The organism is Singulisphaera sp. GP187 (genome assembly GCF_900129635.1).
Lineage (GTDB): Bacteria > Planctomycetota > Planctomycetia > Isosphaerales > Isosphaeraceae > Singulisphaera.
Genome location: NZ_FSRB01000001.1, coordinates 744,285 through 763,307, shown reverse-complemented (window position 1 = coordinate 763,307; position 19,023 = coordinate 744,285). Strand labels below are relative to the sequence as shown.

19 protein-coding genes are annotated in these 19,023 nt (G+C 64.3%); 13 read left to right on the top strand and 6 right to left on the bottom strand.

Annotation, left to right across the window (positions count from 1 at the left end):
• Positions 1-148 precede the first annotated feature (148 nt).
• A complete protein-coding gene (gene thrC, locus BUS42_RS03045) occupies positions 149-1,600 on the bottom strand; it encodes a threonine synthase (RefSeq protein WP_074305150.1) in 1,452 nt (483 codons plus the stop codon).
• Between the two features lie 398 nt (positions 1,601-1,998).
• Here thrC and BUS42_RS03040 point away from each other — a divergent pair, with 398 nt between their 5' ends.
• Positions 1,999-2,352, top strand: a complete 354-nt coding sequence (locus BUS42_RS03040; RefSeq protein WP_074305148.1) for an ArsR/SmtB family transcription factor — start codon at positions 1,999-2,001, stop codon at positions 2,350-2,352.
• A 134-nt stretch (positions 2,353-2,486) separates the two neighbouring features.
• Here BUS42_RS03040 and BUS42_RS03035 read toward each other — a convergent pair whose 3' ends face one another.
• Positions 2,487-2,969, bottom strand: a complete 483-nt coding sequence (locus BUS42_RS03035; protein ID WP_074305146.1) for a BON domain-containing protein — start codon at positions 2,967-2,969, stop codon at positions 2,487-2,489.
• A 127-nt stretch (positions 2,970-3,096) separates the two neighbouring features.
• Positions 3,097-3,954, bottom strand: coding sequence for a sugar phosphate isomerase/epimerase family protein (locus BUS42_RS03030; protein WP_254053268.1), 858 nt, complete (start codon positions 3,952-3,954; stop codon positions 3,097-3,099).
• Between the two features lie 187 nt (positions 3,955-4,141).
• On the opposite strand from BUS42_RS03030, the gene BUS42_RS03025 reads away from it, so the two are divergent.
• Positions 4,142-4,510, top strand: a complete 369-nt coding sequence (locus BUS42_RS03025; protein WP_074305141.1) for an HNH endonuclease — start codon at positions 4,142-4,144, stop codon at positions 4,508-4,510.
• Between the two features lie 94 nt (positions 4,511-4,604).
• Positions 4,605-5,309, top strand: a complete 705-nt coding sequence (locus BUS42_RS03020; RefSeq protein WP_074305139.1) for a hypothetical protein — start codon at positions 4,605-4,607, stop codon at positions 5,307-5,309.
• 108 nt (positions 5,310-5,417) lie between these two features.
• Here BUS42_RS03020 and BUS42_RS03015 read toward each other — a convergent pair whose 3' ends face one another.
• Together BUS42_RS03015 and BUS42_RS03010 are read right to left on the bottom strand one after the other, a co-directional pair.
• Positions 5,418-6,488 carry a YHS domain-containing protein gene (locus tag BUS42_RS03015; RefSeq protein WP_254053267.1) on the bottom strand — a complete coding sequence of 357 codons (1,071 nt, stop codon included), beginning with the start codon at positions 6,486-6,488 and terminating at the stop codon, positions 5,418-5,420.
• A 251-nt stretch (positions 6,489-6,739) separates the two neighbouring features.
• Positions 6,740-8,701: a redoxin domain-containing protein gene (locus tag BUS42_RS03010; protein ID WP_074305137.1), complete on the bottom strand. Its 1,962-nt coding sequence runs from the start codon at positions 8,699-8,701 to the stop codon at positions 6,740-6,742.
• Positions 8,702-9,061: 360 nt separating this feature from the next.
• Here BUS42_RS03010 and BUS42_RS03005 point away from each other — a divergent pair, with 360 nt between their 5' ends.
• The 8 genes from BUS42_RS03005 (at position 9,062) to holB (ending at position 14,326) form a co-directional block, all read left to right on the top strand.
• Positions 9,062-9,376 (top strand): biotin/lipoyl-containing protein, encoded by a 315-nt coding sequence (locus BUS42_RS03005; protein WP_074305135.1) that lies wholly within the window; start codon positions 9,062-9,064, stop codon positions 9,374-9,376.
• Positions 9,373-9,876 carry an NUDIX domain-containing protein gene (locus BUS42_RS03000; protein WP_074305133.1) on the top strand — a complete coding sequence of 168 codons (504 nt, stop codon included), beginning with the start codon at positions 9,373-9,375 and terminating at the stop codon, positions 9,874-9,876. The genes BUS42_RS03005 and BUS42_RS03000 overlap by 4 nt, the downstream gene beginning before the upstream one ends.
• Before the next feature lie 507 nt (positions 9,877-10,383).
• Positions 10,384-10,815, top strand: a complete 432-nt coding sequence (locus BUS42_RS02995; protein WP_074305132.1) for an SRPBCC family protein — start codon at positions 10,384-10,386, stop codon at positions 10,813-10,815.
• 56 nt (positions 10,816-10,871) lie between these two features.
• Positions 10,872-11,237, top strand: coding sequence for an ArsR/SmtB family transcription factor (locus tag BUS42_RS02990; RefSeq protein ID WP_074305131.1), 366 nt, complete (start codon positions 10,872-10,874; stop codon positions 11,235-11,237).
• Positions 11,238-11,331: 94 nt separating this feature from the next.
• Positions 11,332-12,111, top strand: a complete 780-nt coding sequence (locus BUS42_RS02985) for a DUF899 domain-containing protein (RefSeq protein ID WP_074305129.1) — start codon at positions 11,332-11,334, stop codon at positions 12,109-12,111.
• Entirely contained in the window at positions 12,108-12,404 is a 297-nt protein-coding gene (locus tag BUS42_RS02980; protein ID WP_074305127.1) for a hypothetical protein, read from the top strand. Before BUS42_RS02985 ends, BUS42_RS02980 begins: the two co-directional genes overlap by 4 nt.
• Before the next feature lie 229 nt (positions 12,405-12,633).
• On the top strand, positions 12,634-13,326 hold the full coding sequence (gene tmk, locus BUS42_RS02975; RefSeq protein WP_074305125.1) for a dTMP kinase: 693 nt from the start codon (positions 12,634-12,636) through the stop codon (positions 13,324-13,326).
• Positions 13,298-14,326 (top strand): DNA polymerase III subunit delta', encoded by a 1,029-nt coding sequence (holB, locus tag BUS42_RS02970; protein ID WP_074305122.1) that lies wholly within the window; start codon positions 13,298-13,300, stop codon positions 14,324-14,326. The genes tmk and holB overlap by 29 nt, the downstream gene beginning before the upstream one ends.
• A gap of 110 nt (positions 14,327-14,436) precedes the next feature.
• On the opposite strand, the gene BUS42_RS02965 is transcribed toward holB, so the two are convergent.
• Positions 14,437-15,810, bottom strand: coding sequence for an Ig-like domain-containing protein (locus BUS42_RS02965; protein WP_074305120.1), 1,374 nt, complete (start codon positions 15,808-15,810; stop codon positions 14,437-14,439).
• A gap of 671 nt (positions 15,811-16,481) precedes the next feature.
• Between BUS42_RS02965 and BUS42_RS02955 the strand changes: the two genes are divergently transcribed.
• Both BUS42_RS02955 and BUS42_RS02950 read left to right on the top strand, forming a co-directional pair.
• Positions 16,482-16,868 carry a gamma-glutamylcyclotransferase family protein gene (locus BUS42_RS02955; protein WP_074305117.1) on the top strand — a complete coding sequence of 129 codons (387 nt, stop codon included), beginning with the start codon at positions 16,482-16,484 and terminating at the stop codon, positions 16,866-16,868.
• A 24-nt stretch (positions 16,869-16,892) separates the two neighbouring features.
• Positions 16,893-18,575 (top strand): alpha-keto acid decarboxylase family protein, encoded by a 1,683-nt coding sequence (locus BUS42_RS02950; protein ID WP_074305114.1) that lies wholly within the window; start codon positions 16,893-16,895, stop codon positions 18,573-18,575.
• Positions 18,576-19,023 lie beyond the last annotated feature (448 nt).

The window sequence follows — 19,023 nt, the reverse complement described above, 5'->3', positions numbered from 1 at the left end:
GCCGGTCGAGGATAGAGCGGCAAATCGGGAGCCCCGAACGCTTGTTATCCGTGTTGGCGAATCGACGCAAAACTCTCCGGAACCCCACACCAGCGTGGGTTCCGCATCGTCGGCGGCCAATGAAATCGCATGATCGCGGCCACCAAGGTCAATTCTTCGCTTCGCCGGCCGGTCCTGAGTCGGAGTAAAGCGCAATCGTCCGGATGATGTCGTCGAGGTCGTTGGGAACCACGACCGGCCGATTGGCGAACCCGGCGCGGTGGACGCCGCGGCTGCCGAGCACCTTCTCGAAGTTCTCCTGATCGGTGCCGTGGTAGGCAACCGTCGCCGTCGGATCCTTGAGCTGGTGGCCGGTGAGGATGCAGACAACCCGGTCGGACGGGGCGATGATCCCCTCTTCGCGGAGCTTCTTGGCCCCCGCCACGCTCGCGGCGCTGGCGGGCTCGCAGCCGAGGCCCCCCGAGCCGACCCGGGCCTTGGCGTCCATGATCTCCTGGTCGCTCACCTGGCGGACGACCCCCTGGCAGAAGTCGAGCGCCCGCAGGCACTTCTTGAGATTGACCGGGCGATTGATCTCGATGGCCGAGGCGATGGTCGAGGCTTTCAAGTGCTTGGCATCGAGCTCGTCGTAATAGGCCTGGCTCTGGGCCATGTCGGGAAGACCGTCGCACCAGGACAGGTTGTGCTCGCTGACCAGGTACTCCAAGGTCCGCGCCCCCGCGGCGTTGATCACGGCCAGGCGCGGGACGCGGTCGATCAGTCCGAGGTGCTTCAACTCGATGAACGCCTTGCCGAAGGCGCTCGAGTTGCCCAGGTTCCCCCCCGGAACCACGATCCAGTCGGGGACTTCCCAGCCGAGTCCCTCAAGGACCCGGTACATGATCGTCTTCTGGCCTTCGAGCCGGAACGGGTTGACCGAATTCATCAGGTAGATGCCCAGCCGGTCGGAAACTTGGCGGACGCGATGCATCGCGTCGTCGAAGTCGCCGACGATCTGGATGGTCAAGGCGCCATGGTCGAGCGCCTGGGCCAGCTTGCCGTAGGCGATCTTGCCCGAGCCGATGAAGATGATCGCCTTGAAGCCGAAGTCGGTCGCCGAGCAGTAGACGGCCAGGGCCGCCGAGGTGTTGCCCGTCGAGGCGCAGGCCACGCGGCGGGCACCGACCATCCGGGCATGCGTGAAGGCCGCGGTCATACCGTTGTCTTTGAAGCTCCCGGAGGGGTTCATCCCCTCATACTGAAGCTTCAAGTTGCCGGGCGCCATCCCTACGTACTGGGCGACCTTGTCGGCCGACTGCAACAGCGTCTGCCCCTCGCCGACGGTCACGACCATCTCGCGAGGCGCGAACGGGAGCAATTCGCGGAACCGCCAGACCCCCGAGAAGTTGAGCGGATCGAGCCGGGTCGACCACTTGGCCTCGAACTCGTTCAACCGGCTCGGCACCGGCAACCGGTCCCAATCGTAAACGACGTCGAGCAAGTCGCCGCACGTCGGGCAGGCGAAAATCGTCTGGTCAACCGCATAAGTCGCCCGGCACGCCGGGTTGATGCACTGTTGATAAGCCAGGTCGGTCTGCGTCATGGTGGTGGGCACGGACATCAGACGGAACTCTCAGCGCAAGATGAACGCCGCCCGACCCGGCCCCGGCGACCGTAACGGGAAACTGGACCAAAATCAATCAGACCACTCTAACGGCTGACGCGCCCATGCGGCAAGCGTAAATCCCCAACCCCGCTCCCGAATGACGCCGCACCGAGGCCCCTGCCAGAGCAAGCCTCACGGCGCACAATCAGGTCGGCAATCTAAATATTTACAAACCAAGAACGGCGATGAATTCTCAAGGGGAGGGGTTGACGCCATGAGGCGTACTCCTAAATATACCAAACAGCGAAATAACATCCCTTTGAGTTGCGGCCTCTTCACGAGATTGCGTACTGGCGACTTCACGCCAAGCTAGCTCGATATCTTACTTTTCACGAACGACTCAGAGGAGTGACATGCCCCCCACTTCGTCCAAGGCTTCCGCGGCTCCGAAAGCCCCGAAGGCTTCCTCAAAAGCATCGCCTCCCCCGCGGCCTTCCGCCGAGATCAGGCGTGTTGCCGACCTCCTCAAGCAGGTCTCCGACCCCACTCGGCTGCAAGTGCTGATGCTTTTGAGCGAGAACGAGCGGAACGTCTCTGAACTTTGTACGGAGCTGGGAACCCAGAGCCAGCCCGCGGTCAGCCACCATCTCTCGCTGCTTCGCCACGGTCGCCTGATTGAGCCGAGACGCAGTGGGAAGCACAATTTCTATGGGCTGACCGAGGCCGGGCGCGAACTCGCCGCAGTCGTCCATACCGTGATTGGCTGAGCGTTCTCAGCATCGTACGGAACGGGCCGCCAATCCTTCGGACGGATTGGCGGCCCGTGGTTTCTTTCCCGCAACCAGGCGCAACCGATGGGCTGGCGGATCGTTCCGCGGGGTCATCCCGCGGTCGGATCAAATCAAGGCTTCGCGGGTTTCACCCGGGCCGCCGGAACGGCCCCGGTGGAGGTGGTCAGGACCACGAGTTGGTCGACGACCTTGGTCACTCCGACCGTGTCCTGAGTCAATTCGACCGCCTTGGCGCGGGCCACGGCGTCGGCCACCGAGCCGGTCAGGACGGCCACGCCCCCCTTCTGGACATCGATCTCAACCTTGGAATTCGTGAGCGCCTTGTCCCAGTGCAAGCGACCGTAAACACGGGCCGCCACACTCATGTTGTGGACACCGGCACGGGCCTTCTCGTACTGGTCGCGGATCGCTTCGCCCGCGTTACTCACCCCCTTCTTGAGGCTTTCGACAGCGCTATCCACCTTCTCGCCCACGCGCTCACCCACCGGAGGGGTCACTTTTTCTCCCGTGGCCGGCACTTGCGCAAAACAGGTCGAAACGGCCAGTGCGCAGCTTACGAACGGGACCGCCAAACACCATTGCTTGAGCGACATGAATTCTCTCCTCAATTTAGGTTGCCGACCAAAGCGTCGAGGACTTCGACTGCTCCTCGCCTCCACCAGGAATCCTCGTGCAAATCATGGGCCATCGAATGCCCCATTGACGCAAGCGAAGTCCTGATCAGCCGGCCAGGCATTCACGGAGCAGCGCCAGGCCCTGGGCCACGTCGCGAATCCGGCCGCTCTGATCGCCCACCTCACGCTCAACGACGAGGGGGCCGGTGTAGCCGACCGCCTTCAACGTCTTGACGAACCGAGGGATGTCGACTTCGCCCTGGCCCAGGGGAACTTCCTCGCCCCATTGGCCACGGACCTTGGGCCGCCTGGCATCTTTGACGTGGACGCTGCGGATGTCGGGACCGAGGAGCTCGACGGCCTGGATCGGATCGCCCATGTCGTAGAGGAGCATGTTGGCGGGGTCGAAGTTGACCTTGAGGTTGGGCGCCTTCAGGTCGTCCAGAGTCCGGCGCAAGAGTGTAGCGGTCTCCTGTCCGGTCTCGAACGCCAGCGTGATTCCCTTGTCGGCCGCGAGTTGGCCCGCCTGGCTCAGGGTGTCGAGCATCGCCGAGCGGCCCGGATCATCGACCTCGGGCAAGAATCCGGCGTGGAGCATCAGGTCGGTCAACCCCAGCTCCAAGGTCCGATCGAGCGCCCAGCGGAGCCTCTCGAGGCGTGCCGGACGATCGGCCGGGTTGCCGAAGCCACCGGTTTCCTTGATGGTCTGAGGCGTGGTGTAATCTTCGCCCGGGAATCCGAGCATCGCGCCGGTCATCACGATCCCCGAGGCTTTCGCCGCCGCGGGCATGGCGTCCCCCTCGTCCCAATTGGCGTGGTGGGGGTCGCCGCAAGCCACCTGGGCCAGGTTGACGCCCAGGTCGTCGAGCAGTTTTTTCAATTCGGCGATGCTCTGAACCTGCAAACTCCAACTGCAAACCCCAAGCGCCAGGGGAGGAAACGCGAGCTGGGACGATGGCGACACGGCGGCACCTTTTCGGGCTCAAGGACGATCGATCGCGGCCTCGGCGGCGACGGTTTCGCCGAGGCAGGCCCGATCATAGCCCGAAGCTCTCGCCTCTGGCGACTCAATTTTTGGAGACCCCGACCGGCGCTCTTACTAGAATGAAACGGGTGAATTCCCGTGACTTCCCGAGGGCGATCGCCGACCGATGACGACCGCCGAAAAGTTGGCAAGGGTGGCCGAAACCGACACCTCGTTCGCGCGGCGCGGGGCAAACTGGGTCGGCAAATGCTTGATCTGTAACGGCCCGATCGCCTTCGACGCCGTCACGGGGGAAGGAGCGACGTTGGAGCATATTCGCGCCCGAACCCGTGGCGGGACCGAGGAACCGGAAAACCTCGCCGTGGTCCACGACCGTTGCAACGGGGAGAAAGGCCGACGCTGGGACCCCAAGCGACGGCGGCCGGACACCGAATATGACGCCTTCATCACGCGACTCCTCGAGCGCCGGCGGCAACGTTGGCGGGCGGCTGCTCCCTCAGCTCCGCCCGCAATCCGAGGCCGCGATTCGGACTGATCCGTGAGGTGGTCGTCGCGTTCCCAACATCAGGCTATGATGTCCGCGGTTGTCTTTGTCTTTTTACGCACGAGCCCGATTTCGGAGTCGTCGCATGCCCTCGCAGCCTCCGCCCAAGGAACCGAAACGGCCTTCCCCCCCTGCACCGACCGCGGCCCCGACTCAGCCGACCAATCGCCGAGTCACCGCCGCGGTGCCGCTTCCGTCGGTTCCATCGGACCTGGGGCTGGGCGTGGCCGTCGACGGGGGGAGTGGCGGGACCGTCACCGCGCGTCGCGCGGGGGGACTCCGCGACCTCTCGCTCCAGGTCGACCCCGACATCATCGGGGTCAAAGGCGCTCTGCAGCATCTGGCCAAGGCGGTCAACATCGCCTTTCAGACCGACTATGGCGAGAACTATCTCGAGTCGGTCTACCAGGCCGCCGTCGTCCGTAACGGCGAGATCAACATCATCCACAAGGACTACTTCGGGTTCCGTGACACCTGGTTCGGCCAGTTCGGCCGGCTGCTTCGTTCGATGCAGTTGACCTTGGATGGGCCCGACCCCGTCTCCCCCGAGGGACAAAAACGGATCGCGGAGAAAGGCCCGGCGACGATTCGAGGCCTCCTCAGCCTACTCGGCCGGAAGCTCGACCTGGTGGCCGAGTACGAGGATCGCGTCCCCGCCTACGTCGAGCAGATGTTCGACCGCCTCGAAGCCTCGGGGATTATCGAGGGCTGGGACCGCGACGACTGGGAGATCCGAACCACCCGGGTCGGACTCGACATCCGGATCTCCCCACGCACGGCCAAGGCTTGACATAACATCGCTTGAATTGACTTGACGCCGTTTCCGCACGAATTCGGCGGTCTCGCCCCTTCGGCCCGCGTCCTATTCTGTCCTGTTGGCGTGGCGGGAGACAAGTCGTCAATCGCCCGCCAAGGCCTTGATCCGCGTCGCGGCGGTCTTCGCCTCGGGAGTTCCGGCGTAGTCCTTCACAAGGTCGCGATAGTACTGCAATGCCGCGGCCGTCTTCCCGGACTTTTCGAGGTTCTGAGCGAGGCGAAGCTGCGACGCCGCCTTCGTCGAGGCCTTGGCGGCGGGCTTCGATGGGGCCGGCTCGTCGTCGGGCTTGTCCTTGTCCGCGGAAGAGCTGGCCTTCTCGGACGACTTGCCCTTGGCTTTCGCTTTAGGTTTGACTTCTTCGTCGAGGCCATCGAAGGAACCGTCATCCCGGCCGACCTTGGAGGCAGGCTTGGCGACGGACTTGCCCGCGCCCGGCTGCGTCATGAGCGCCGCTTTTTTGACATACTTCTCGGGGTCGTCGTTGAACTCGTCGCGGCAACCGGAGCAGCAGATCGGGTAGGACTTGCCTTGGTAGGTGACCGCCATGGTGGCGGCTCCGCCGGTGAGGATGCACTTGGGCAGGTCGGCGGACTCTCCCCCGGCGGCGAACGAGACTCCCGCTTTGGTCAGCCCCACCTCGACCACCTTCGCGAACTGCGGAGCGCCCGTCTCTTGATGGGTGAAGTCGATCGTGTACCGGATCAGGTTGGTGTTGGGGCGAATCGAAATGCGGTCCTTCCCTTGGCCAGGCGGCCCGACGCGGTCGAGCACCAAGGCACGCCCCGCCTTGTCCATCGCCCCGACGTACTCGATCGCCTTGCCTTCAGGGTCCGTCCCTTCGAGTCGGTATTGCTTGGTGTCGGCGGCATAACTGAGTTGGGCTTTGGCCAGCGCCTTGTCGCCCGTGAATTCCAAGGTCATCCCGACCGGCTGGCCCTTGGCGAACTTCCAGGCCCACATGTGCGTTTCCGACCACCCCTTCAACCGATTCACGGCCGGGACGGCCGTACCTTTCCAACTCCCAATCATATGCTCGAACGGCACGAACGGTGCGGGGATCTCTCGCGCGGGCGAGTCCGCCGCCACCACCCACGACCCACCGAACACGAGTCCCACAACCCCGACCAGCAACGACATCCGCTTCATGTCCATGGCTTGCCCCTCACCCAGGCCGACGCAGTTCGCAGACGGGTCCGCACTCCCCCCAATATTGTTTCACTATAGTCGCAAGTCGAATGAATGACAGCAGTCGTGCATCGTTGGGGAACGACCCGATCGAGAATCCAGTCGCCCCGGGGGGTTGCACTCGCCCGATTCGCTCGCCCCAAAAGGCGAGCGGGGAGCTGATCGCTCCCCGCTCGCCTTTTGGCTTGCGATCAGGATCGGGTTTCGCTCGCCACAGCTTAGTTCCCCGTCACCGAGGCGGAATTCAAGGCGCGGAGGACTCGAACGAGTCGCGACACGGGCGAGGGCGACGGCCGGGGAACCGCGGCGGCCTTCTCGGGCTTCTCGACCGGCGGCTTCTCGTCGATCGGCCCATCGTCGACGCAGTCGAGGTAGCCGATCATCATCTCCTCGAACGTCTGCTCGCCCCAGGTGACCGCCTTGGTCGAGTCGGGATTGGCCGGGTTGGCCTTGGAATTGTCATAGACGGCCAGGCAGTCGATCCGGGTTCCCTGGGGCATGGCGACCGGTTCCGCCAGGTTGTAGGACGTCTGCCAGCCGAAGTCATAGGCCGGCACGGAGAGCAACGTCTGCTTGCGACCGTCGGGGAACGTGGCCTCGTACCGGAAGCTCTTGCCTCGCAAGTGCATGTGCGGCATGAAGCTGATCAGGTGCGCATCCCTGGGAAACTTATAGGAAGCACGCACCGGGTGATTGTCCGCTTCGGCGGGGATGATGAACCGAGTCTGGGCAATTCCGACGGTGCGTGCCTGATGTTCCACCGGTGCCTTGGCGAATGTCAGCCCCACCTTGGATCGGTCGACGCGCGCCTTGCCGCTGGGTGTGTAGTGGAGTTGGAACACGAGGTCGGATCCGGCCGGGATTTTCTTGGCCGTGCCGGGAGGAAAGACCGAAGGCATGTCGCCCGGGGCGAACCCACAGAGGTGCGCATCGCGCTCCCGGCCACTTTCCTTGGAGTGGTCGTCGACGTAGACGATGATGTGGTGGACCACCGAGCGGTCCCCGGGCATGGCCTCGGCCACTTGCACCCATTTGTCTTCGGTAAAGTGGGTTGGGACCCGCACCTTGACGTAGTCGAGTACCCCTTGGGCGGCAACGACATAGGGCTCGGGGATCTCGAAGACGACGTCGGGCGTACCGACCGTCCACTCTTCCGGAAACGACTTGGCGGCGGGGATCTCGGCGGGATCCCCCAGCGGGGCTCCCTGATCGACCCAGGCCAGGAGCGTCGCGCGTTCCCGGTCCGAAAGTGTGCGGTCGTTCCGGAAGTGACCGTATCGGGGGTCGGCGTGCCAGGGGGGCATGCGGCGGTCGTCGACCACCTCGCTGATCATCGCGGCCCGGCGCCGGGCATCGTCATAGGTCAACAGCGGGAACGGCCCGACCTGGCCGGGGCGATGGCACGACTGGCAACGATCGCGGAGGATGGCGGCAACCTCGCCTGCGTAGGTCACCTGCCCCACGTCCACCGGGGTCGCCGGCTCCTTTTCCTTGAGAGCGGCCACGATCTCCGGGGCGGCCGGGCGGATCTTGCGGACTTTGCTCGAGGCCACCGGCTTCGGCTCGAGACGGTCGAGCAAGCAGCCGACCACCGCGGTCGCCGGCACGGCGACCGGCTTCCCGGCCAGCACCTGATCGAGGGCGTCGCGGAGATACGCGTTCGCCGCCGCGGGCTTCCGCTTGCCGAGCGCGTACTGGTCATCGATCGCCCCGCGATAGCGGAGCACCGCGCGCCCGTCGAGCACGAGCACTTCGCAGGTCCGCTCGGCCAGAGCCAGGTCGGCCACCAAGTTGACCGTGTCTTTCAGGACAGGAAAATCGAGGCCGTAGGTCTTGGCGTGCTCCGCGACCTGGTCGACGGTCTCCTGGGCGTTGGAGTTGATCCCGAGGAAGACGACGCCCTTGTCCTGGTAGGCCTTGCTGAGCTCGGCCAGGCGAGGCGCATACAAATTACCGAGGGGACAATCCGTTCCCAAGAAGGCGAGGACAACGGCCTTCTTGCCGGCAAAGCCGTAAAGCGAGACCGGCTGCCCCGAGACGTCTTTGAGCGTGAAGTTGGCCACGCGCTGGCCAATGCCCCGGTCAAGGGGGAGTCCGGCCCCCTGCGACTCAACCGCCAACACCAACAGCAGGCCCCCAACGAGCCCCAGACGTCGGCGCAGGTTACAGCAACTCGCCATGCCCTGATTCCTCTTTGGGTTGATTGCCCGATGCCCTCCGGCTCGATCCCGAAGACCGGACGAAGCGCCGAAGCGGGTGGGACTCAAGGACCCAGTGTGCTCCCCTCGTCGTTCCCTGCCGCTTCAAGCTAGATACCACGGGTGCCGGTGTAAGTTTCGTAAAACTACTGGAAGGCGCGTCATTTCCCCAGGTCGAATGCGGACCGGGCGCACGTCCGGAACGATCGCCCGGGGCGGATTCGGTCCCGAGCCCGGGATCGCGTTCCAATCGCTCTGGCCAAGGAGTGACTCCGGGGATAAGCTGAGATGGTATACGATCGGGGAACGTCAGTGGACGTTTCACCGAATCGAGATTGATGCGTGAACGACGAGACGGGGTTCGCCATGCGCTTGGAGGCAGTGATCCTGCCCGACCTGGGGACCGGTCCGGACGTACCGATTGTCGTGAGCCACTGGTTCGCCGCGCGGGGAGACGAAGTCTGGGAGGGGGATCGGCTCGTCGAGGTGCTGGTCGGCCCCGCGACATTCGACGTGCCCGCGCCCACGACCGGTCGGCTGGCGGAAATCCGTGGGTGGGAAGACGATCAGGTAACGCCGGGGACGGTGCTCGGTCTGGTGGCGGCCCTTGAGGACGGCGACGGTATGGACCGGCCGTCGGAGCGACCGCCGTCATGACCACGATCCACGAGCGCTCCGCCGGCGTGATTCCGTATCAGGTGAATGGGGAACACGGTCTCGTGTTCCTGGTTCTCCACTCGGCCACGGTGCGCAACCCTCGCGCCAAGTGGGAGTTCCCCAAAGGGGGAATGGAAGCCGGGGAGTCGAGCCGAGAGACCGCCGCTCGTGAGTTCCACGAGGAAACCGGACTGGTCGAATGGTCGTTCCGCGAGGGGTTCGAGAAGAGCCTCTCTTACACCTACATTCGCCGCGGCCGTAAGGTCATCAAAACGGTGACCTATTACGTCGTCGAGGTCCACGACGTCGCGACCTTGGCCCCCTCGGCCGAACACGTCGAAGATCCGGCCGGCCACTGGCACCACTGGGGCTCGTTCGACCAGATCACGCGCCTGCTCTACCACGCCAAAATCCGCCAGGTCTTCGCCGAGGCCAACGCCTGGCTCGCAAGCGGGGCCGAGTCCATCCCGTCGGAAGTCCCCCCCCTCGACCAACCCTGACGCCCCGCCCTCCTCATCCCCGCGGCACCCAGCAGGCATACCGGCTCGATTCTTTCCACGAATCGGCTTGCATTCCTGCTGGACCGCATGGCCTACCACTCAAGAATTCAACCACGAGCGGCACGAATAATCAAAAATCAAAATTAACGATTTCAAAATACTTATAATTACAATTATTTTCCTACTGAATCTATTCGTGTTATTCGTGGTTAAATTCTGCGATTTTCGATCTCTTTTTGCCAATGAGATCGAGATGGTGGGCCGCGCCCACCCCACGGGAGGAATTCGATCCTCACCGCAAATCGATCGTGAATCGTTCATGACGTCGCCAACAGGTTCGCCAACGCGTTTCCGGCCTCGGCCCCGGAATCCCACCCCGCTTTTTTCGTCGGCCAACTTGACGTGACAAAAAAGTCACGTTACTATTCAGTCACCCAATGCGGGTGGTGGGGATCGCGGGCGGACGATCCGCGATCAGAACGGATTCCTGGACGGGAGTGCGGAGAGATGAATCTGGACGACCTGACGCTGGACGTTTCGCAGGAAATTCAAATCAAGGCCGCCCCGGGCGATGTGTTTCGGAGCCTGCTGAAGCGTCTCGCCGAGGAAAACGCCACGCACGACGGCAAGTCGTTGGCGATGGTGCTCGAGGCTTGGCCCGGTGGGCGTTGGTTCCGTGACCTTGGGGACCAGCAAGGGCACTTGTGGGGGTTCGTGCAGGTGTTCAAGCCGCCCACGCTGCTGGAGATCCACGGCCCGATGTTCATGTCCTATCCGGCCACCGGTCACCTCCAGTTCCGAATCAATCAGGTCAGCGGTGGGGCCACCCTGAGCTTGCGACACCGCGTGCTCGGCCTCATCGACCCCGAGCATCGCAAGGGGGTCGGTGCCGGCTGGGCCTTGTTGCTCGAAAAAGTGAAAGAACGCTCCGAAGAATGATCGCTTGCCCCTCACGATTCACCTCCAGAGTCCGCCGCGATTGATCGAGGCCGAGCATGCCTGAGGACTTGGACCGCGTCTGGAAAGCCCTCGGCGACGAGACGCGGCGCTCGATCCTCGATTTCTTGCGGGACGGCCCGCGAACCACCACGGAAATCGTGGCGCAGTTCCCGCAGCTTTCGCGGTTCGGCGTGATGAAACATATCGACGTGCTCCGCGAGGCGTCGTTGATCCTCACCCGAGAGCAAGGCCGACAACGCATCAACACCTTGAATGCGGTTCCCATTCAGCAAATCTACGAACGTTGGGTCAGTCGATACGAAGGTTTTTGGGCGAGCACGCTGCTGCGGATCAGGGACGACGCAGAACCAGCAAGCGCTCCTGAGGACCCACCCCGCTCTACCGATCCCGAGGATCCGTAGAGGCGGGCGCGGACCGGAATCAAATCATCGAACGTCCCGCAACCCCACGGCTGCATCAATCAAGCCGTCCAAAGTTGGCATTGGAGAACTTCGGATGACGGACCACGCAATCGTTTCGCCCGAACAGTGGCTGATCGCTCGCAAGGAACTGCTCAAGAAGGAGAAGGAGTTGACCCGGCTGAGCGATGAGCTAAGCCGGCAACGCCGCCAACTCCCCTGGGTCAAGGTCGAGAAGTCGTATCGATTCGAAGGGCCGGCTGGCACGGAAACGCTTGCCGACCTTTTCGACGGACGTAGCCAACTGATCGTTTATCACTTTATGTTTGCTCCGGGTTGGACCGAGGGGTGTACCGGCTGTTCCTTCATCTCCGACCATATCGACGGCGCCAACTTGCACCTCGCGCATCACGATGTGACGTTGATCGCGGTCTCGCGTGCCCCCTTGGCCGAGTTCGAAGCGTTCAAGAAGCGCATGGGCTGGCAATTCAAGTGGGTGTCCTCCGCGGGCAGTGACTTCAACTACGACTACCACGTGTCGTTCACCAAGGAGCAAGTCGCCCAGGGCCAGGTCAACTACAACTACGGAATGAGCGATCACGCGGCCGAGGACCTGCACGGGGTCAGCGTGTTCTCCAAAAACGCGGCGGGCGACGTCTTCCACACCTATTCGTCCTACGCTCGCGGGGGCGACATCCTGCTCGGCGCGCACCACTATCTCGACCTCACCCCGAAGGGCCGCAACGAAACCAAGACCATGAACTGGGTCCGGCACCACGACCGGTATGACGTGGGTCCCTTGGTCAGCCTGACCGTGAATTCCGACGCTCCGGAAGCTTCGAACACCTGCTGCCATTCCACGGAGGAGCACGCGTGAACGCTCACGGTTGCTGCGAGCTGGGTTCCCACGGCAGCGTCCGCAAAACACTGGCGCAGCGATGTCTCGCCAGCATCGGATGGATCGTTCCGGGGGCGATCCTGGCGTTCTTGCCAAAGTGCCCGGCATGCCTGGCGGCCTACGTGGCGATTGGGACTGGAGTCGGCCTTTCGGTCTCGACCGCGACGTCCCTGCGGATGGTGCTTCTGATCGTCTGTGTGGGGTCGTTGACGTACCACCTGGCCAGTCGCCTGTGGCGGTCGGTCCGGTTTCAATCGAGGCCGACGGCTTAACAAAAAGCGAGGGAACTCCCGTTCTCGAAGCTGATTCCTCCCTCCGAGGCGAGCGGGGAGTGTAAGCTCCCTGTCTTCTGGGCCAATCCCACGCACACGCCCCAAGACAGGGAGCTCACGCCCCCCGCTCGCCTTAGGAACGCTCGCTCACTCAGGCCGATTCCGATCGCTCGTGGAGATCCTCGGCGCTGAGCTTTCGTCGGGGGGCGTTCCCGGCTAAGATGGCCCGATGTCCTGGCACGATCCTTCACCTTCAAAGCCCGATTCTGCGCGGGGCCTGTTCTTGGCCTTGGACGGCCCCGATGGTGGGGGCAAGTCGACCCAAGCGGCTGCGCTGGCCACCTGGCTCCGGTCACGCGGGTTGGACGTGGTGACTTGCCGCGACCCGGGGGGCACCTCGCTCGGCGACCGGCTACGCCAGATCCTCCTCGATCGCGGCACCGTGAATCTCTCGCTTCGGGCGGAGATGCTCCTCTACATGGCCAGCCGAGCCCAACTCGTCGAAGAGATCATTCGTCCGGCGCTGGCGAGTGGCCGCACCGTGGTTTCCGACCGCTATCTTCTGGCCAATCTCGTCTATCAAGGCTATGCCGGCGGCCTGCCACTCGAGGAGATTGGGCGCGTCGGCCTGGCGGCGACCGGCCAGTTGTTGCCCGACCTGACCCTGATCCTTGACGTCCCCCCCGACCTGGCGCGCCGCCGGGTCGGCGAATCGCGAGATCGGATCGAAGACCGGCCCCTGGCCTACCATGCCAAGGTCCGTGAGGGTTTCCTGGAAGCCGCGCGTGATTCGGCCAGGGACCTGTGTTCGTACTACCCCGCACCCATCGTTGTGGTCGATGCCTCGGCCGAGCCCGAGGTCGTCTCATCCCGAATTCAAAGTGAGGTGGAGCGTGGCCTGGCACTCGGTCCGCGGTCATGACCGGGTCGTCGAGAGCTTGCGGCGCAGCCTGGCGCAAGGTCGGTTCCCGCACGCGTTCCTCTTTGTCGGCCCTGAGGGGATCGGCAAGCGCACGTTCGCGCTGACCTTAGCCCAGGCCCTGCTCTGCGAGCGGGCCGACGCCACGGCACTCGACCCCTGCCAGAAGTGCCCGTCCTGTATTCAGGTCAAGGCGGGGAACCACCCCGACGTCTTGCAGGTCGCTCGCCCCGAGGACAAGCACGAGCTCCCGATCCGAGTGATCCGCGGCCTCTGCATGGACCTCGGCCTCAAGCCGGCCCGGGGCGGGCGAAAGCTCGCGATCGTCGACGACGCCGACGACATGAACGACGAAGCGGCGAACGCCTTCCTCAAGACGCTCGAAGAGCCGCCGGACAAGTCGGTCCTGATCCTGATCGGCACCTCGGCCGAACTCCAGCTCGAGACGATTCTCTCGCGCTGCCGGATCGTCCGCTTCGACCCGCTCCCCGAGGCGGAGCTGGCCGCCCTGCTCCTCGAACAGAACGTGGCGCACGACCCCGTCGAGGCCACGCGACTCGCCAAGCTCGGCGAAGGGAGCGTCGCCCGCGCCCGAGGACTGGCCGACCCCGAGCTCGACCACTTCCGGCGCGGCATGATCGACGAACTGGCGTCCTCGCGCGGGTTCGATGCCCCGGCCTCGGCGGCGCGGCTCGCCGCCTTCGTCAAGGAACCGAAGGAGTCGGTCGACCAGCGCGCCCGCGCCAGCCTGCTCATCGGCGAGCTCGCCCTCTTCTTCCGGGGGATCCTCTGGCAGACCGCTGGGCTGGCTCCCCCCTGCCCCGACCCGAGCGACCGAGGCGCGGTGGAGTCGCTGGCCAACCGGCTCGATCCCGAAGCCGTCCTCGTCCTGGCCGACCGCTGCATCGAGGCGGACTACCACATCCGCCGCAAGGTCAATCTGAGCTTGATCTTCGACTCCCTGATGCACGACCTCGACGCGCTGATCAACCCGCGCGGCTGAGGTTCACCACCACCCGCGCGAGCCGAATCGTCGCCCGTCAGGTACGTCCTGCCCGGGTGGCCGGTGGCCACCCGGGGGTCGTTGCGGATCCGACCATTCACTGGCGGCAATCAGGGAGCGTGCCGGAGTGCTCGTCGCGACGCCAGCAGCCCGGACGAACCGGGAAAGGAACGCTGGCTCGCACGGTGGATCGGGTGAGTCGTGGCTGCCTGGAGCGGCCGAGGCGCTGTGGCTTGCCTCCGGGCGACCTGGAAGGTCGCGGCGAAGTCGCCGCCCGGCTGGCCGTTGCCGGTCGCGAACCCACCGTTGAACTCACCATCGAGCGCATTGCCCGCCAGGTCGCGCACGCCCGAGGCGAGGATTCGGAACGCGTAGCGGCCATTCCCCAACGGTCGGCTCAGACCGAGGAGCACCGAGTTGACGCCGTCAGCGACCGCGAGTGGCCAGACGGCGATCGAGTTCGCTCGCGAACGCACGAGCCGCTGGAGGCTCACCACGTTCGAGGCCACGGCTCCACGCGGATCCAGGCCCGACAGGTTGTCGCCGAAGCTCACCCGAATCTGTGAGCTGAGCGCGTCGACGGTCAGACCGACGATGCGAGGTCCCGTCGTGTCGACAACCAGCGGTCCGCCGGCATTGCCCGCGGCCAGCGCGACCGTCGGGAGGATGCGACCGTCGGCGGTGCTGCCACTCGCCTTGATCGTGTAGGTTCCCTCGGCCAGGGGGATCGAGGTGATCAACCACCGACCTTGCCCGTCCGCCAGGCTCTGGCCGATCGCAATCGGAACCGAGCCGTCGTTGCGGGTGGCGAACAGCCGCACGGTGGCGCCAGGGGTCGCACTCCCCTGAAACAGCGGCTGCGTGGCCGAGGTGATCCCGTCGCTGTTCGAGGCCCCGGTATCGCTGGCCGGGTCCAGCGCTCCGCTCAGCGTCAAGGAGGGCAAGGCCACGACCGTGCTCGTGACCGTGGTCGAGTCACCGCCAGCCGCCACGATCGTCGTCCGGACGACAAAGGTTCCCGGGGTCGAATAGACGTGATCGCCCGTGACACGGACACCTGTCTGATTTCCCGTCGCGCCGAGGACGTAGTCGATCGCGTAGGTGGCCGTGGACCCAGGAGTCGTAACGCCGTCTCCCCAGTCGATCGTGGCCGTGGCCTGACCCACCGATTGGTTGGTCGTCGCGACGGCGACCTTGAGGTGCGTCAGCTCCCCTTGAACCACACTCAAACGGGTGCCTTCCGGGGTCCAGATCCTGGTCCCGGCAGGGGCCGCGTTTGCCTCGAAGGCCGCAATGGCAACCGCTTGGTCCGCTCCGCCTCCCCCGACTCCCGGGAGGGTGCCGTTGATCCCGGTGGCTAGAAGTTGACGTCCTTCCAGGGCTTCAGGCGCGAGCTGACACCGCCTGAAGTGCGGTCCTTTCGACCCCGCTCGCACCGGACTCTTGCGGTTGGTCAACGCTCTCGTAACCGACAGACTGAACATCAGCGGACTCCGTTTTGCTGACTCAGCCAATCGGCGCGGTCGCTCCTCGTTCCATCGGCAAATCGTCTCGCCATGGTCAAGTCTGTCCCTCGGCTTTAGGGAAATCGCCGCGCCGAATGACCCTCCTTGGTGCATCTCTGAAGGACGACATCATCCCTCGGATCGAGCTGGCCCTCGGCTTTAGCCTCTTGAGGCTGAGCGACGTCCATCTCGTCCTCGGAATCACGCTCGGGTCGTTCCGGGCGGGGGCCCGAAACGACCACGAGCGGGATGATCCCTCGACTCCAGCGAGCCGAGGCGGGGGCGATCATCCCGTTCCCCCTAAACCTTCCACCCACCGTAGACGTCAGATAAGCCAGTCGCCCCGGAAATTGTCAACCCATGCTCTGCCGAATGAGTCGAAATCGCCCAAAAAAACACGACAAACCCGGCCCCGCTCCGCGAACACTGCGGCTTCGTGCGGAAACGTTCATTTGAAACTGAGTCATGGCATCCGGCGATTGGCCAGGCCTGCCGAGAGCGGGAGCGGGAGCCCGTCGGAGGAAAACCGCAGGCGGCCTGGTCCGATCCCCCGTGTCATGGCGGCAAGATTGGTTAGAATGGGCCGAACGGGCAGACTCGCCGGTGGCTCCGGCCGCGCAGAATGGCTCTGTTGGGGTCGATCCGAACGCATGATTCCTTCACTCCTGTTTGCCTATGGGACGCTGGGCCCCGCCGGACTCCACGGGGCGGGCGCTTTTGCCTGGGTCGAGGACGAGGTGCGCGGGAGGTTGTACGACCTCGGTGCCTACCCGGCCCTCGTTGACCACGACGACGCGACGGCAGGTTGGGTCGCCGGATTTGTGCGTCCCGTCGATCCGATCGAACTAAGTCGCGACTTCGACCCGTATGAAGGAGTGGACGAGGGACTCTACCAACGCGTTGCCCTGACCACTCGGGGAGGCCGCTTGGTCTGGGTCTATCTCTATGCGCGGCCGCTGCCGCGTCAGGCACGCGGGCCGTTGACGCGTTGGAAGGGTCCGACGGCCCTCCCGGTCCCCGAGCCCGATTCGTATTGACTCCTCCAAGCCAGGAGACGACCGATGGTAACCTCGACGGCTCTGGACACGGCACGCGATGGAACCACGAATCCGGGCGTGCCGACAGTCGGCCAGTACCTGATCGATCGGCTCCACGCGCTGGGACTCAAGCACATCTTCGGGATTCCGGGCGACTACGTCCTGACGCTCTACAAGATGATCGAGGCCAGCCCGATCGAGTTGGTCGGGGTGACTCGCGAAGACAACGCGGGGTTCGCCGCCGACGCCTACGCGCGTGTTAGCGGGCTCGGCTGTGTGTGCGTGACGTACTGCGCGGGGGGATTGAGCCTCTGCAACAGCATCGCGGGGGCCTACGCCGAGAAGTCACCGGTGATCGTACTGAGTGGCTCGCCGGGGCTCTCCGAGCGCGTCCACAACCCGCTGCTGCACCACAAGGTCAAGGGATTCGAGACCCAGTTCGAGGTCTTCGAGAAGATCACGGTCGCTTCGGCGGTGCTCTCCGACCCGATCACCGCGTTCGGGGAGATCGACCGGGTGCTTGAGGCGGCCTTACGGTACAAGCGGCCGGTCTACCTCGAGATCCCGCGCGACATGGTTCTGGCGAAGCAGGTTGCGCCGCACCGGCTGCCCGCCGGCCTGCCGCCGAGCGACCCGGACGCGCTGCGCGAAGCGCTGGACGAGACGGCGGCGATGCTGACGGCCGCCAAGCGGCCGATGATCCTGGCCGACGTCGAAATCCACCGATTCGGGCTGCAGGACGAGCTCCTCGCCCTGGCCGAGCAAACCGGAATGCCAATCGCCACCACCATCCTGGGCAAGAGCGTAATCTCGGAAGGGCACCCGCTGTTCGCCGGAGTCTATGAAGGGGCGATGGGCCGCGCGGAGGTCGCCGAGTACGTCGAGCAGGCGGATTGCCTCTTGATGCTGGGCTGCTTCATGACCGACATCAACCTCGGGATCTTCACGGCCAAGCTCGACCCCGCACGCTGCATCGACGCCACGAGCGAAGACCTCCGGATCCGCTACCACCACTACAGCGACGTCCGGCTCGAGGATTTCCTCCGCGGCCTGACCGCGCGGGCACTCACGCTCGCCCAGGGCCCGCCCCCCCCGCGATCCAACCAATTCGACTCCACCTGGGTCGCCGATCAGGATGCGCCGGTGACGACGGGACGGCTCTTCGCCCGGTTGAATCGGCTGCTCGACAAGTCGATGACGGTGATCGCGGACATCGGCGACTCACTGTTCGGAGCGGCCGACCTGTCGATGGGCCGGGAAACCGAGTTCATCAGTCCCGCCTACTACACGTCGATGGGGTTTGCCGTCCCGGCGGCCCTCGGCGCGGGGATGGCCAATCCGGGCTCACGGACCCTGGTCGTCGTCGGCGACGGCGCGTTCCAGATGACCGGCATGGAGCTCTCGACGATCGTCCGCCAGCGTCTGAACCCGATCATCGTCGTCTTGAACAACCATGGGTACACCACCGAGCGGTTCCTGCTCGAAGGGCCGTTCAACGACATTCAGGAATGGGCCTTTCACAAGATTCCCGAAGTGTTCGGCACCGGCCTGGGCCTGGAAGTGCGGACCGAAGGGGAACTCGACGCGGCCCTCAAGCAAGCTGTGGCCAACACGTCGAGCTTCAGCCTGCTCAACGTCCATCTCGACAAATACGACCGCAGCCCGGCCCTCGAACGGCTGGCGTACCGGCTCTCCCAGATCGTTTAGGGCCATTTTCATCCGAGTGGATCACCAACCGAAGCCCTCGGTGGGGACCACTCAACGGTAAACCGCACGAGTGCCTCGTCACGGCTTGATTTTAGGGTTGCCGAGGCGGATTCGGCCATTCTTTCGTGGCCGAACCCTCACCTACGACCCCAAATTCTAGCGTTGACGCAGCACTTGGGTCTGTTTGAGAAATTCATTTTGGGTGGCCTAAATTGCATCGGCAAAGGCGATTGGGCAGAAAATTCTTCGTGTCTTGCACCTTCGGTCGTTTCTCAAACACAGGTTAGTGGGCCTCCGTGTCCCTGGTGATGCGTGTAATACAACGAGGGGGCCGAGTCGTTCGGCTTTTCTTGGGAATCTTCAAGAAGCGGCAGATAGTGGACACTTGTCCCGGCATACCCTCCAACATCGTATCGGCATCTCGCGGCCCAACTTCACGTTGGGTGAT